Genomic DNA, 14,625 nt, shown 5'->3' with positions numbered 1-14,625 from the left:
CTAGGCCTGCGACAGCAGCTTTTCGGCTTCAGCACGCTCCCACTGTGCGCGCGGCTGTTCGTCGGTCAGGACATAGCCGATCGAACGGATCGTGCGGATCAGCTCGTTGCCGCCCGCCAGTCGCAGGTGACGCCGCAGCCGGGTGATGCGCACGTCGATCGCGCGGATTTCCACCTGACCGGCCTTTTCCCACACGGCAGCGCGAATCTGTTCGCGCGTGCGCACTTTGCCCGCGTGCTCCATCAGGTATTGCAGGATGCGGAACTCGGTCTGGCTGAGGTGCATGTCCTTGCCATCACGCGAGACGCGGCCGCTGTCGACATCGAGCGTCAGCCCGGCAACACGCACGATCCGCCCGCCCAGCTCGGGCGAGGTGCGCCGCAGGATTGCGCGGATGCGGGCAAGCAGTTCGGCCACCGAAAACGGATTGACCATGATGTCGTCCACACCCGCCTGATAGGCGACAAGGCGGTCATCCTCGCTCACCGGCCCGCCGATCACCAGCAGCGGCACATAGCGCCCGTCGGTGCCGGACTTGAGGGCCTGAAGCGCGGACAGCACCTGGCGATCCGCCCCCTCCCAGTTGAGGATCGCAAGATCGAAGTCGGCGTCGCGCAGCGAGCGCTCAAGCTCCGCCAGCGACTCCGGCGCAAGCACCGCGAAGCCCTCCATCTCGAGGTTGAATTCCATCATCCGACGTCGCGTGACATCGGGCTCCTGCAACAGGACAACCGGCTTTCTAGCCATCTGAAAACGACGCGCCCCCACGCCCCAAAAGCGCGGCGCCCGGAAGAACGAGCGCCGATGGGATTCGCGGTAAGTCGAACCTGTTGCGAGATAATGACGTATGTGCCGCGACTGTAATATTCGCGGCATCGAACCAAATCGGGATTTTCTAACGATTTACAGGATATTCAGCGCCAGCGTCAGGTCACGACGATGCCTGCACCAGAGCGAATATTTCAAGCCATGCCAATCACCTTAACACGCTGGTCGATCCCGCCGAACGGTTGCCCGCCCTGCGCCGTCTCCGCAACCATGCGAACGCCATCGCCATCGGTCATGAAGGGCGTGCGCGGCGCGCCGTGCGCGATCATCTCGATCGCACGACGCTCGGAAATGCAGGCGGAACCCCGCTCCGCATAGGCGGCGTTGGACACGGTGCCCGACCCGATCACCGTGCCCGCCACCAGATCGCGCGTACGCGCGGCATGGGCGACGAGTTCGGGGAACGAAAAGGCCATCTCCTCGCCCGCCACGCGCCCGAACCGCTCGCCATTCCAATCAACGCAGAGGTCGAGGCACACGCGCCCCTCGCGCCAGTCCGCCCCCAGCGCATCGGGCGTCACCGCGAACGGCGCCATGCTGCACGCGGGCTTGGCCTGCACCCAGCCGAAGCCGGTCTTCATCTCGATCGGGGCGATCGCGCGCAGCGACCAGTCGTTGATCTGCACCAGCAGGCGGATGTGCCGCGCGGCCTGCTCGACGCTGACACCCATCGGCACGGCATCGACGATCACGCCGAATTCGCCCTCGAAGTCGATGCCATCCGCCTCGCTGGGGAAGCGGGCTTCCTCGCATGGCCCGAGGAAGCGATCGGACATCCCCTGATACATCAAGGGACGGTCCGAAGAGATCGGATCGAGCCCGAACGCCACCTGCATCAGATCACCGTGAGTGGAAAAGGCCGAGCCATCGAGCCATTGCCACGAACGCGGCAGCGGCGCGCGCGCCTGCGTGGGTTCGAACGCCTCCCAGCCACTGCCCTCAGCGTCTGCCAGCGCGCGCAAGGCGGGCTCTGCCACATCCCAATGCTCCATGGCGGCCAGCAGGTTCGGCCATTCCGCCCCGGCGGCGCGCCAGCGAGCGCCATCGGCGGAAACGACCATCAATTCGCCATCGGGCGAGCCATCGGCACGGGTGGCAAGACGCATCGACTCAGTCCTCGAAAATGGCGACGGCGCGGGTCCAGCCTGCGGACGCGCCCTTGATCTTGTGCGGGAAGCAGCTGACGGTGAAGCCGCTGGCGGGCAGCGCTTCCAGGTTGTGCAGCTTTTCGAGGTGGCAATAGCCGATATCGCGCCCGGCCTTGTGGCCTTCCCAGATCAGCGAGGTATCGCCGGTTTCCTTGACCTTCTGCGCGGTGTAGCTGAAGGGCGCATCCCACGACCACGCGTCGGTGCCGGTCACGCGCACGCCCCGGCTGGTCAGGTACATGGTCGCTTCATAGCCCATGCCGCAGCCGATGTTGACGAAGTCGGGATTGCCCACCGCCTTGCCTGCCGCCGTGTTCACCAGCACGATCTCCAGCGGCTGCAATTCATGGCCGATGCGCTTCAGTTCGTCCTCGACATCCTGCGCGGTCACCACGTAGCCATCCGGGAAGTGCCGGAAATCCAGCTTCACCCCCGGCTGGAAGCACCATTCGAGCGGCACTTCGTCGATCGTCATGGCAGGCTTGCCGCCGTCCTGAGTCGGGTGGAAGTGCCACGGCGCATCCAGGTGCGTGCCGTTGTGCGTCGTCAGCGTGACCTTCTCGGCCGCCGCGAACCCTGCGCCATCAGGCGTGTCCTCGGCCGTGACGCCCGGGAAGAAGAAAGCCAGTTCGGGCAGCGTCTCGCCGTGCTTCTGGTATTCAATGTGAGGCCGCATGAACGGCGGATCCGTCACGACCTCGTTTTCGAGCAGGATCGACAGATCGACGAAACGACGCGTCATGCGGTTTTCCCTCCAAGCGTCTCGGCAAACCAGTCCGAGATCAGGTCGCGACCATAGGCCATGTTGTCCGCGCCGACATGCTCAACACCGCCTTCGCGCGCAGTGAAGATCACCTTTTCGCGGCGCGGCGAATTGACCAGTTGGTCGTAGAGGTCGTCGGCATAGTCGACGCTGATCTGGCGGTCATTGGCGCCGTGGGTGACAAGGAACGGCACCTTGATCCTGTCCATGTGGCCGTTGAGGTTCATGTTGGTGCTGCGGGCAAGGAAATCGTCCATGTCCTGCACGCCGAAGGCCCACATCACGTGCGCCCAGTAATGCGGCACAGGGTTCTCGCCCTCGCGCTTCATCCGCTTGTCCTGCACCTCGCGCCAGTTGTGGTTGGCGCCCCACACCGCGCCGCTGGCAAAGCGCGGCTCGTAGGCGACCGCGCGCGGCGCGAAGTGGCCGCCGAGCGAGATGCCGGTCATGCCGATGCGCTTCGGGTCCACGTCGGCTTGCGTTTCCAGCCAGTCGACCGCCTTGCTCGCCCAGCTCTCGCTATGCGGATCGACGGGCAGGTCCTGCAAGCGCAGCGCCTCGCCGGAGCCGGGCTGGTCGACGCAGAGCGTGGAAATGCCGCGCCGCGCGAGTTCTTCCGGCAGGCGCGTCCAGTAGAGCAGTTCCTTGCAGCTATCGAGGCCGTTGCAGAACACCACCACCGGCTTCGCACCATCGCCCGGCGCGCGGGTGTAGAGCGCGGGCATGGTGCCTTCGGCCAACGGGATCTCGACGCGCTCACGATTGAGCTGGCCCAGCGCGGTCGACTTGTCGAACGCGGCGCGCGCCTTGGCGAAGGTTTCCTTGCGCCCCGGGTGTCCGTGGCCCTGCATTCGCTCGGCGGTAATCAGGTAGAGCGAAGCGCGTTCGAGCTTGTTCGAAGCGGAGAACAGCCGGCCCTTGGCCTCGTCCTCGGCGGCAAGGGTGAGCAGCTTGTCGCCCATCGCCACCCACTGCGCCATGAACTGCGGCGTGCCCGCGTCCGCGCCGCTCGCCGCCGCATCGCGGATCGGCTGGCACATGTCGATGATCTCGCCGATCTGGCCTCCGCTTTCGAGCGCGATCGCGACCGACAGGTTCCAGATGTAGTTCGGAAAGTATTCAAAAAGTGCCATTCAACTCACTCAAAAATAAGGATGTGGATTGACGGTGTGGTCGGCGATCGGCTGCAGGACGTCCCAATGCTCGACGATCTTGCCGTGCTTCAGGCGGTAGATGTCGGCGACGGTCCCGCCATTGCCCTGCGGGCCTGTGCGGCCATGCAGATGGATCACCGCCATGTCGCGATCGACCACGATCCGCTTGATGTCGAAGTGCGAGCCTTCGGCGTGGAACATCGGATCGAGCGCGGCGACGGCGGCGTCGCGCCCATCGACGATCCCGGCGTTGTGCTGGATATAGTCGGGCGCAACATAGCGTTCGAAGGCGCCGCGCACATCGCGCAGATCATAGAACTGGTGCGCAAAAGCGGTGACAACCGCCCGATTACGCTTGGTTTCGTCGTGCGCGGGCCGCGCCAGCGCCGGCCCGGCGGCCAGCGCCAGCAGCGCCGCCAACGCAAGGCCGGCGCGGCGCGCGCTCATGCTTCCACCGCTTCGAACAGGCCGGGGTTGGGCGCGGGATGCGGCAGGGTCTGCGGGCCGCCGACGCCGATGCCCCACTGGTCCATCACCAGCGGCGCGGGCACGTGGACCTTGTGCTGGTGGCCCTCGAAATCGACCTCTTCCAGTTCCGAGGTGTACTCAGTGACGAAGCCGCCGGGCGTGACGAAATAGCTGAATGTGTTGTTGCCCGCGGTGTGGCGGCCCGGCCCCCAGCCGATGTCGATACCCTTCAGCTTCAGGCGATGCGCGCCGCGCATCATGTCGTCGACCGACAGCATGTCGTAGGCGACATGGTTCAGGCACGGCGGCCCCGGCAGGATGGCGATGCGGTGGTGCGCCGAATTGCAGCGCAGGAAGCACATGAAATCGCCCAGCCAATCCGACACCTTGAAACCCAGCACCTCGGTGAAGAAGGCCACCAGTTCGTTGTGCTTGGGGCTGTGCAGCACGATGTGGCTGATCTTGACCGGCACGCCTTCCCAGCGCGCCAGATCGCGCTTCGGCCCCTTGGCGACGTCGCTCGACACTTCGAACTGAAGGCCATCGGGCGAGAAGAAGCGGAAGCCGTAGCCACCGCCCGGCGTCGTCAGGTCGCGCGGTTCGTGGACCACACGGCAGCCTGCCGCCTGCACCTTGGCGAACAGCGCATCGACATCGGCGCGGCTGTCGGCCGCCAGCGCGATCACGTCGACACGATTGGCCTCGGCCTTGCGCAGTTGCACGACGTGGTGTTCGTCGGCGCCGGGCGCCTTGAACCAGGCCAGGCCCTCGGCTTCGGCAACGGGGTCCAGGCCCCAGGTTTCGGCGTAATAGGCCTTCTCGGCGTCGAAGTTTTCGACGCCGTAGCCGACGTAGCGGATTTCGGTGACGCGGCTCATGGCGTGTCGCTCCTTGGTAAAGTCAGATGGGTTGCGAGACGACAGCGAACATCTCGCCCGTCGCCTTGTGATTGTCGACCGGCGGTGCTTCGCCCAGCTGGCCCTTGCAGATCGCAAGGCTCGCCTCGACGATGTAGCGGCAGCGTTCGTAGCGGCGGTCGCGATAGGCCTTGAGCGCGGCATCGACGTCGGCGTGGCGCTCCAGCTCCTCGGCCAGCACGATGGCGTCCTCGATCGCCATGCCAGCGCCCTGCCCCAGATGCGGCGTGGTGGCGTGGACGGCATCGCCGAGCAGGCCGATGCGGCCCTTGTGCCAGTCCCCGTGCACCATCACGCCTTCGAGCGGGCGATAGACCACGCCATCGTCGTCGGTGATGCCCTCGCCCAGCGCGCGGATCTGGGGCGAGCAGCCCGCGACCTTGGCGCGCATCGCATCGGCCAGCCCTTCACGCGGATAGCGCGGGTTACCGGGTTCGGGCGTGGTCACGAACATGTACATCGTGTCCGCGCTCATCGGCACGAGGCCGACGCCGGTGGGGCCGTTGTAGATCTGCAGCGCGTCGAGATCGGCGGGCCGCGGGAAGTTGTAGCGCCACACGGCCTGCCCGGTGAACTGCGGGGTTTCAGCCTCGGGCAGGATCGCCTCGCGGGTCTGCGAATAGACTCCGTCGGCGCCGATCACGAGGTCGAATGCCTCGCTGCCGCCGTCCGACAGCGCGACGGTGACGGCCTTGCCATCATCGTCGAAGGCGGTCGCGGTGAGGCCGAGGCGGACATCGGCGCCCTGCTCCTTTGCCGCATCGCCCAGCACCTTCTGCAAGGCGCGACGGCCGATGCCGACATTGGCGGGCTTGCCTTCGACAAGGCGCGGCGCGGGAATGCGCGCGACCTTGCTGCCATCGGGCAGGAACACCTCGACCGCATCGAAGCCGCAGGCGGCATCGAGGAAGCGGTCGAGCACGCCCAGCTGGTCCATCGCGCGCACGACATTGGCCTGCTGGATGATGCCCACGCCATAGACCGACCAGGTGGGGTCGCGCTCGATCACGGTCACTTCGTGCCCCTTGCGGCCGAGCGCAATGGCGGCGGAAAGGCCGCCGATGCCGGCGCCGATGATGAGGGTGCGCATGGAATCTCCCAGGAGTTTTCTCACTTGTCGCCGCGCAAGGTATGGCCCGCCCTTCAATCAGGAAAACGATTTGTTCTGATCCAAAACCATCCATGATATTTATGGATCATGCGTTTCAAGGGACTCGATCTGAATCTGCTGGTGGCGCTCGACGCGCTGCTTGATGAAGGCAGCGTCACGCGCGCGGCGGAGCGGCTGTACCTGAGCCAGCCCGCCGCCAGCGCCGCGCTCGCCCGGCTGCGCGAGTGGTTCGGCGATCCGCTGCTGTCCCCGCATGGCAAGCGCATGGTGCCCACGCCCTATGCGCTGCGGCTGAAGCCGATGCTGAAGTCGGTGCTGGCCGAAATGGAAGTGCTGATCGGCCAGCCCACCCACTTCGCGCCCGAGACGGAGCGACGGCGCGTGCGGGTGTGTACGTCGGACTACATTACCAGCGTCGTGCTCGCGCCGCTCTCGCTGCGGCTGGCGGACCTCGCGCCCGGCATCGCGCTGGAAGTGGTGCCCCCTGACGACAACGCCGCCGACCTGCTCGACCGGGGCGAAATCGACCTGCTGATCGTGCCCGCCGAATGGGTGAGCCTCGACCATCCGGCGCGGCCCTTGCTGGAAGAACGCCACGTCGTGGCCGGATGGGACCGCAACCCGCTGTTCGAGGCCGGCATCGACGAAGCGGCGTTCACGCAGGCAGGCCACGTCACCGTGCGCATCGGGCGGCTGGCGCGCCTGTCGTTCGCCGAAGCGCAGTTGCGCGCGCGCGGGATCACGCGGCGCGAGGAAGTGGTGGTGCCAGGCTTCGCGCAAGTGCCGCCGCTGCTGGTGGGCACGCAGCGGCTATCGGTGATGCACGAGCGGCTGGCGCGTGCGGCGGCGGCGCACTACCCGATCGCGTTCGCCCCCCTGCCCTTCGCCATGCCGCCGATGCGCGAGACGGTGCAGTACCACCGCGCCCGCGCCAACGACCCGGCGCTGCTGTGGCTGCTTGACCGGCTGAACGAAGCGGTGATGCAGGGGGATGGCCCGCGCTTGTCCTGAATTCGACGCCGAACCGTCATGGCTCCATCATCGAACTGCAAGGGCTGCGTCACCGAAGGCCGATAAAGGCGAACGCTTATCGGGAGAAGCATTCGTGACGACACGCGCCACGGCCAACCGCAACCTGTCGATCCGCCTGGCCAGCGACGACGCCGATCTGGAGGCGGTGCAGGCGCTTCGCTGGCAAGTGTTCTTCGCCGAGATGGGGGCCGAGGCGGTCACGTCCGCCGCCAGCTTCCTCGACAGCGACCCTTACGATCCGCTGTGCGACCACCTGCTGGTGACGGACACCGACGACAACGGCGATGTGCAGGTCGTCGGCACTTATCGCCTGCTGCGCGAAAGCGTGGCGATGCGTGCGGGCGGGTTCTATTCGGCGGGCGAGTTCGACATTGCCGCGCTTTCGGGCGGAAACGGCGAATTGCTGGAACTGGGCCGGTCGTGCGTGCTGCCCGCGTACCGCACCAGTGCGACGATCGCGCTGCTGTGGCGCGGCATTGCCGACTACATCCAGCGCCACGGCATCGGGTTGATGTTCGGCTGCGCGAGCTTTCCCGGCACCGACCCGATGGCCCACGCCCCGGCGCTGTCGTGGCTGCACCACCACCACCTCGCCCCCGCCTGGCGCCGCCCGCGCGTGCTGGAGGGCAAGGGCGTGGCCATGGACCTGCTGGAACGCGGCTCCTACGACGAGCGCCGCGCGATGTTCGCCCTGCCCCCGTTGATCAAGGGCTACCTGCGCACCGGCGCGACCTTCGGCGACGGCGCGTACATCGACCACGCCTTCAACACGGTGGACGTGTGCGTGGTGATGCCGGTGGAAGCGATCGCGGACAGGTACGCGGCGCGGTTCAGTTTGGTGGGGTAGTGAATTCCTTATGATCGCGCGATCACAACCGTCGTTCTCTCGACCTGCAGTTGGCCGAAACATGGGCACTAAAAAGGCAAAAGCGCCTTAGCCGTACGAAAACTTCCAGCATCACATCTATGAATCGGAAAATTTAGCGGTATCGGCATTTATCAGGCGCAATCACCGCCAAGTTTGCAATTTTCACTTATTTATCATCGATCACTTCTATTTCTCTGAAGATTTAGGATCTATTGCAGCGGCCGCAGCTTGGGTCGGTGACTGACCGTTCATGGCCGTTCTGACAAATATCTCCTTTTCGATCTTCTCAAACGCATCACGATACGGTTCGGGGTCGATGATGGGTTTCTCGTCGGAGAATGCCTTGTCACTCTTTCCCGTGCTCATCACGAAATTCAGACGAATGCGAGTAAAATTTGGCCCCCGCTGCTCAATGAACACGGATACTTGAGGCGTCTGCTTTTTCTGACGAAATCCAACGAATGGAGCCCAAATTAAGTGACTGGAGTTTGATCCCATACCAGTGATCAAGCCAGTTTCTTTATCAGCAGTCAGAATGCGATAGCCTGAATCTTGAAGAACGGTCATCACGGCAGGAAAAGCTACCGCGCTCGTCACCTCGAAGTCCTTGGCTTGGATTTGCTGAAGAGCCATCCCTGTAATCACGGCCTCCTTTGCCGTCGCAGGAACAGCTAGGGCTGCGACAACCAAAACCGACGATGCGAGAATTCGGTTAAGCATTTTATCTCCTTAGAACGAGCTGCTGCGGCTCTTGAAGTCAGAGACCTTTTTATCGGCGCTGAACTTGATGATGAGCGTCATGGTTCGCTGTGTCTGACTGCTGCGCGACTTAGACGAACCGAAGCCCAATCCTCCTGCCCCGCCTACCCCACTGCCAGCCGCCCCCAGCAGCATACCAATGGAAAAACCGCTGGATCCCGAACTGGTCACTGTGGCTTGGCGATCATACACCCATACTTCTTGCCCCGCCGCATCGAGAGTGGTGATGTTCGGCGCGCCAAAGGTCTGCAAGACGTCATCTTGCGTCGTGGCCCCCACATGGAGCGTCATCTGCGCCATTCCGTGTGTAAGCGTATTCGCTGTATCCCCATCGCTGTCGCGATTTTTAGCGGTTGCCGATGTTGATGCCAGCAGAATCGGAACTAGCATGATTGCGAAGCGATTCATTGTACTCCCCTCTAATGCTGGCTGGATTGACCTTCTGCCGTGCCGTTTGTCAATCATTCGAAGGAGATCGACACCTCGGCACCTCTCAGCTTCGCGCACTGTTTGATTGTCCAAACAGTGCTCGGAGAAGCTTCCATTCAATTTTAAGAATCGAAAATCTTTGAAGCGCGTTCAGTAGATGACTAGATTACACTTTAAGATAGTATCTAAAAATAAGAATCTATGCCAACTCCCTTTAAGACCCTCAAATGCAAAATTCTGGCCTTTTCGCCTTACCCTAGCGAACCAACCTCCCCGCCACCTCACCCCAACACCGCGCCGCCGCCTCCTTGCGGTCCTGCGCCATGAACGGCTCGCCGAAGCGCACCTCTGCGCGGCAGGCGCCTGCGCGCAGCAAGTGCGCGAGATGCGGCAGCAGGGCGTCGTCGTCGAGCCAGGCGATGCGGCGGCGGTGCTCGGGCGAGAGGGGGGTGCCGTCGCGGCGCTGGTAGGTAATCGCGAGGGGCTGGACGGGGAAGGCCTGCTGGTCCGGGAACAGGCTGGAGCGGAATGGCAGGAGGCGGTCACCCGGGCCGGTGGTGCCTTCGGCAAAGAGGATCACGTTGCGCCCGCTGGCCAGCGCATCGTGCAGCGCGTGGGCCTGCTGGCGGGCGTAAGCGCGGCGGTCCCTGGCCACGAAGACGCAGCCCGCACGCCGCGCCAGCGCGCCCAGCAGGGGCCAGCGGGCGACCTCGTGCTTGGCGACGAAGGCGGCGTCTGTCACGCGTGCGAGGATCACGATATCGAGCCACGAGATATGGTTGGCGACGAGCAGCGTGCCCCGTGGCGGCGCGGCGGGGCAGCCGTGGACCACCACCTCGGTCCCGGTCGCCCGCAGCAGCGCGCCAAGCCCCGCGCGGCGCAGCGGCGCGGCCCAGCGCGTGCCCGCCAGCACCAGCCAGCCGAGCGCGCTCGCCACGAACAGCGCCGCCCGCCCGCCATTGGCGATACGGCGCGGCAGAGGGTGCGGCATGGAGTGGGATGCGGCAACGGTCACGCAGGCGTCCTTTCGCCCCGTCGCCTGCCGCGCTTGCGTTGCGGTGGCGTGACGGTGCGACGACCAGCGCGGTTTGATCGGGGACAATGTCGCTCGCATCGGGCCAGTCCACTGTCGGCAGGCTCGGGGACGCACGGTGCCGCCTCGGGCCAGAAAGTTAGCCCGGAAGGATCCCTTATGACCCACGTTCTCCACGACCTGCACGCCGAGTTTCCCGAAGATGGCGAGATCCTCCACCGGCTGAAGCTGAACGACGCGCACTTCCAGAAGGTGAGCGAGGCCTACAGCACGGTGAACCACGAGATCCACCGCATCGAGGCGGGCATCGACGCCGCTTCGGACACGCGGCTCGAAGACCTCAAGAAGCAGCGGCTGGCGCTGCTCGACGACGTGGCGACGCTGATCGCGCGCGCGAAGGAAACGGCCTGAGGCCATGGCGGGGCTTCGCGGCCCCGCCTTTTCTTAAAAGCGACAGAAATATTCCGATCATGTTCGGTTTTTCACTTTCATTGTACTGAAAGCAAGGCAAGTTGCATCCCACGCACCAAGATGCCGGGGGGAACGATGCCGAATATATCCTACGAATCCTTCGGGTGGTGGTCGAACTACCACATGACGGTGACCATGCCGCCCGCTGCCGCGATCCGCGAAGCCGACGTGGCGGCAGGGGATCTTCCCGTCGGCGTGGTCGAAATGGGCCATGTCCACCTTGCCGACGTGATGGAGCGAACGCCGGCCGAACGGCTCGGGCTGATCGCCGGCGCCTTGCAGGGCCACCTCAGGCACATCGCCCAGCGGATCGACAAGCCCGACTTCGTGCCCGGCGTGCCCCATGCGCCGGGCCAGCGCTTTGCCGCTGGGATGGTCGGCACGGGCTGGAGCTTTGCGCCGCTGATCGGCACGCCGATGGCGCAGCTGATGTGCGCGGGCCTTTCGCACGTCGGCCTGCTGCCCGATGCGCACCGCGCGCCCGATTGCCCGGTGCCGGGCGAGCGGCTGGTGATCGCAGGGGGCGGCACGCGGCTGCGCGAACTGGTCAACTGGGCAGAGCCGCGCGGGCTTTCGATCCCGACCAGCGGCAGTTTCCTCGGGCCGACGCTGGCAGGCGGCGCGGGCACGGCGAGCCACGGATCGCGGCTGGGCTTCGGCGGGGCGCAGGACATGATCGTGGGGCTGCATCTCGTCACCGCGCCCGACATGCACTGGTGGCTGGAGCGCAGCGGCGCGCCGGTGTTGTCGGACGAGGGCGTGAAGGCGCTCGCGGCGGGTGGTACCGTTCCGCAAGTGCGGCGCGATACCGCACTGTTCGACGCCGCGCTGGTGCATCTGGGCGCGATGGGTATCGTCGCGGGCGTGGCGGTGGCCACGGTACCGCTCGAACGCTTCCGCCGCTTTCGCAAGGTGGCACCGCTGACCGAGCCGATGCTGGCGGACATGGCGGCAGGTCGGTTCGACGCATTGGCGGGCGCGCTGGGCGCGGCAAGGCCGGTGTTCTATGAACTGACGATCGATCCGCACGCGCCGTTCGGCCCGGCGGCGCTGCACACGCTCTATGTCGAAGATGTAACCGACGCGCCCGGCGAAGATCATCCCGCGCCCGTGGCGGGCGATGCGGTGGTGCAGCTGGCGACGAAGATGTTCGCCAATCTGGGCCGGCCGCTGCCAGAGCTTGCGCTGGTCGAGACGGGCGATCCGTTCGCGCCACTGCTGAAGGCCCTGATGGACGATCATGCCAGCGCCTTCGACTACTATCGCGCCAGCCCCGGCTTCAGCGAGGCGGGCACGCTGGGCCCTGCGCAGACATGGGGGGAACTGCACGGGCAGGATGCCCTGACCGGCGGCGTGCCCGGCGCGCTCTACAACGCATCGTTCGCGGTGCCGCGCGCGCAGTTGCCGGTGGCGATCGCGGCAATCGGCAAGGCGGTGGAGCAGGCGGGGTGGGCCCTGCCCGGCGCCTTCATCTTCACCGTCCGCTTCGTCAGCAACGCAGGCGGAACGCTCGCCTTCACCCGGTTTGCGGAAAGCGCGGTGATCGAAATCGACGGGCTTTCGCCGTTCATCTGCAACAAGGCGGCGCTGCATCCGGGCAAGGATGGCAGCCTCCCTCCCCCCGATGCGGTGCAGGGATTGCGCGCGCTGGGGCAAGTGCTGCCGCGCGGCGCGCACGCCATGCGGGCGGCGCTGGAAACGGCGGGCGTGGCGTATTCGATGCACTGGGGCAAGCTGGGCGATCTGAACGCGGCCAAGGTCCGGGCCGACTACGGCGATCCCGCCGACCCCGCCACGCCGCTGGCGCGCTGGCGCAAGGCGCGCGAGACGCTGCTCGACGACTGGGGCCAGGCGGTGTTCCGCAACCCGGCGGTCGAGACCTATGGAGTGGTGCCATGATCGCGCGCGCGGGCCTGGCGGCGCTGCTGGGGCTGTTGCTCGCGGGATGCCACTCGACGGGGCCGATCGTGTTCAATTGCGACGGGTTCGAAGGACCGCAAGGGTATGGGCAGGCTGAAGTGCCGTCCGCCTATGTACGGCAGATCCGGGGCGAGCCGGACCCGGCGCCTGCACCTGCTGGACAGTGGAAGGCCGCCGCGCCTGCCGGGCTGGAGGCTGCGATCGAGAAGGCGCAGGCCGAAAACCCGCTGCCTGCGGCGTTGCAGCCGCCTTCCCCGCCCTCGCCCGAACGCATCCTGACTCTGGACGAGGCGCTGGCGCAAGTGCGTGAGCCAGCACCACCGGCCAAGCCGGACAAGGGCGGCGAGGACGACTGGCTCGACCTGCCGGGGGGTGCGGCGCCCGGGCCCGTGGCGGCGGACCTGCTGCTGTCGGGCGGGGGCCAGTGGGGCGCGTTCGGCGCAGGGTTCCTGTCGCAACTGAACCGAGCAGGCTTCGGCCAGCAGTACAAGTTCTCGATCATCACGGGGGTGAGCACCGGCGCGTTCCAGGCGATGTTCGTCGGCGCGGGGGCGCCGGAGGACTATGCCGCGCTGGAACGGGTCTATCAGCCAAAGGCGGAAAGCCTGCTGGTCCGCCGCTACAAGCCGAGCGCGCTGGCCGTGGTGACGGGGGAAATGGCCGCGATCGGACGGCTGCGCGTGGCGCTGGAAGACCAGTTGTGCGCGCCTGCCGCGCTGGCCCAGGCGATGAAGGCGGGGGGTACCCTGTCACGCGCGGACGTGCTGCGCATCTGCCCGATGGTGGCGCGGCTGGCCGAGGCGGGCCTTGTCACCACGCAACGCCCCAAGCCCGACCGGCTCGTCTTCATCGGCATGGTGCGCGCCGACGATGGCAGGTTCATCGCGGCGAACGCCACGCAGATCGCGCTGGATGCCTATGCCAGGCCGACCACCCCTGCGCGGCTGCGCAACGCGCAGCAGTGCCTTGCCGCCATCGGCCTTGCCAGCGCGGCGATGCCGCTGTTCTACCAGCAGGTGCAGATCCGCGATGACGCGGCCAGGGTCGGCCCGCGCACCTATTACGACGGCGGTGTGCGGCAATCGGTGTTCGAGGCCAAGCTGGCGCAGGACAGGACGAATGCCGACGTCAACAAGCCGATCTTCGTGCTGCGCAACGGCCCGACCGCGCTGCTGACGCGCGAAGGCGAGCAGGACCAGCCGGGCGCGGACCCGAAGACCAACGGCACGGCCGATGCGCTGAATGCCGCGTTGCGGGCGGAAAAGATCGTGGTGAACCAGGTGGAAGTGCAGTCGATCGCCGACCTGCGGCTGACCAACCCGGAAGGCCCGGTCTATTTCGTGACGGCGGACAAGTTCCACCAGTTCACCGATCCGGCCACCGGCAAGACCTGCACCAAGCAGGACAAGGACGCGATGTTCGACCCCACGTTCATGGCCTGCCTGCAGAAGTTCGGCATGGCCACGGCCACCGTGCCGGGCGGGCGGGGACACCTGATCGACGCGTGGCGGCGGTTGAAGACGGCGAAGGAGGTGGGGGGGCGGCGGTAGACGGCGTGGACGGCTCCGGGCGTGGGCGGTCCAGGCGACATTTGGGACATTGCGGCCATTCGGGAGCATGCTGGGGGTGGCCGGTTCTGGTCGAAGCGGGCGGTCAGGAGATCCGTGATAGTGGTCCTGGAGCAAGCCAGCGTAGCCGCGAAGAGGCTGTTTTCGGGCACCACC

At 66.0% G+C, this 14,625-nt stretch carries 15 protein-coding genes; 5 read left to right on the top strand and 10 right to left on the bottom strand.

Annotated elements, in window-relative coordinates; translation table 11 throughout:
• The 7 genes from K3A84_RS15665 to K3A84_RS15635 all read right to left on the bottom strand — a co-directional run bounded on the left by K3A84_RS15665 (position 1) and on the right by K3A84_RS15635 (position 6,368).
• Positions 1 to 693, bottom strand: coding sequence for a response regulator transcription factor (locus K3A84_RS15665; protein ID WP_225010292.1), 693 nt, complete (start codon positions 691 to 693; stop codon positions 1 to 3).
• A gap of 269 nt (positions 694 to 962) precedes the next feature.
• Entirely contained in the window at positions 963 to 1,934 is a 972-nt protein-coding gene (locus tag K3A84_RS15660; protein WP_225010291.1) for a fumarylacetoacetate hydrolase family protein, read from the bottom strand.
• 4 nt (positions 1,935 to 1,938) lie between these two features.
• A complete protein-coding gene (locus tag K3A84_RS15655; protein WP_225010290.1) occupies positions 1,939 to 2,718 on the bottom strand; it encodes a cyclase family protein in 780 nt (259 codons plus the stop codon).
• Positions 2,715 to 3,872, bottom strand: coding sequence for an alpha/beta hydrolase family protein (locus K3A84_RS15650; protein WP_225010289.1), 1,158 nt, complete (start codon positions 3,870 to 3,872; stop codon positions 2,715 to 2,717). Before K3A84_RS15650 ends, K3A84_RS15655 begins: the two co-directional genes overlap by 4 nt.
• A 9-nt stretch (positions 3,873 to 3,881) precedes the next feature.
• Positions 3,882 to 4,340, bottom strand: coding sequence for a nuclear transport factor 2 family protein (locus K3A84_RS15645; RefSeq protein WP_225010288.1), 459 nt, complete (start codon positions 4,338 to 4,340; stop codon positions 3,882 to 3,884).
• Complete coding sequence (locus tag K3A84_RS15640; RefSeq protein WP_225010287.1) at positions 4,337 to 5,239, bottom strand: VOC family protein; 903 nt, start codon at positions 5,237 to 5,239, stop codon at positions 4,337 to 4,339. Before K3A84_RS15640 ends, K3A84_RS15645 begins: the two co-directional genes overlap by 4 nt.
• Positions 5,240 to 5,261: 22 nt before the next feature.
• Positions 5,262 to 6,368: an FAD-dependent oxidoreductase gene (locus tag K3A84_RS15635; protein ID WP_225010286.1), complete on the bottom strand. Its 1,107-nt coding sequence runs from the start codon at positions 6,366 to 6,368 to the stop codon at positions 5,262 to 5,264.
• Positions 6,369 to 6,476: 108 nt separating this feature from the next.
• Here K3A84_RS15635 and K3A84_RS15630 point away from each other — a divergent pair, with 108 nt between their 5' ends.
• Positions 6,477 to 7,400 carry a LysR family transcriptional regulator gene (locus tag K3A84_RS15630; protein ID WP_225010285.1) on the top strand — a complete coding sequence of 308 codons (924 nt, stop codon included), beginning with the start codon at positions 6,477 to 6,479 and terminating at the stop codon, positions 7,398 to 7,400.
• Positions 7,401 to 7,494: 94 nt separating this feature from the next.
• Complete coding sequence (locus K3A84_RS15625; RefSeq protein ID WP_225010284.1) at positions 7,495 to 8,268, top strand: GNAT family N-acetyltransferase; 774 nt, start codon at positions 7,495 to 7,497, stop codon at positions 8,266 to 8,268.
• A gap of 207 nt (positions 8,269 to 8,475) precedes the next feature.
• On the opposite strand, the gene K3A84_RS15620 is transcribed toward K3A84_RS15625, so the two are convergent.
• The 3 genes from K3A84_RS15620 to K3A84_RS15610 all read right to left on the bottom strand — a co-directional run bounded on the left by K3A84_RS15620 (position 8,476) and on the right by K3A84_RS15610 (position 10,468).
• Positions 8,476 to 9,009 carry a hypothetical protein gene (locus tag K3A84_RS15620; RefSeq protein ID WP_225010283.1) on the bottom strand — a complete coding sequence of 178 codons (534 nt, stop codon included), beginning with the start codon at positions 9,007 to 9,009 and terminating at the stop codon, positions 8,476 to 8,478.
• Between the two features lie 9 nt (positions 9,010 to 9,018).
• Positions 9,019 to 9,456, bottom strand: a complete 438-nt coding sequence (locus K3A84_RS15615) for a hypothetical protein (protein WP_225010282.1) — start codon at positions 9,454 to 9,456, stop codon at positions 9,019 to 9,021.
• A 277-nt stretch (positions 9,457 to 9,733) separates the two neighbouring features.
• The gene (locus K3A84_RS15610) at positions 9,734 to 10,468 is read right to left on the bottom strand and encodes a lysophospholipid acyltransferase family protein (protein WP_225010281.1); all 735 of its coding nucleotides are present in this window, start codon (positions 10,466 to 10,468) and stop codon (positions 9,734 to 9,736) included.
• 201 nt (positions 10,469 to 10,669) lie between these two features.
• On the opposite strand from K3A84_RS15610, the gene K3A84_RS15605 reads away from it, so the two are divergent.
• The 3 genes from K3A84_RS15605 (at position 10,670) to K3A84_RS15595 (ending at position 14,451) form a co-directional block, all read left to right on the top strand.
• Positions 10,670 to 10,921: a YdcH family protein gene (locus tag K3A84_RS15605; protein WP_225010280.1), complete on the top strand. Its 252-nt coding sequence runs from the start codon at positions 10,670 to 10,672 to the stop codon at positions 10,919 to 10,921.
• A gap of 135 nt (positions 10,922 to 11,056) precedes the next feature.
• Complete coding sequence (locus tag K3A84_RS15600) at positions 11,057 to 12,880, top strand: hypothetical protein (RefSeq protein ID WP_225010279.1); 1,824 nt, start codon at positions 11,057 to 11,059, stop codon at positions 12,878 to 12,880.
• Positions 12,877 to 14,451: a patatin-like phospholipase family protein gene (locus tag K3A84_RS15595; protein ID WP_225010278.1), complete on the top strand. Its 1,575-nt coding sequence runs from the start codon at positions 12,877 to 12,879 to the stop codon at positions 14,449 to 14,451. The genes K3A84_RS15600 and K3A84_RS15595 overlap by 4 nt, the downstream gene beginning before the upstream one ends.
• Positions 14,452 to 14,625: the final 174 nt, after the last annotated feature.

This window comes from Novosphingobium percolationis (assembly GCF_020179425.1).
GTDB classification, from domain to species: Bacteria; Pseudomonadota; Alphaproteobacteria; order Sphingomonadales; family Sphingomonadaceae; genus Novosphingobium; species Novosphingobium percolationis.
This window is presented reverse-complemented; position numbering and strand designations above follow the sequence as displayed.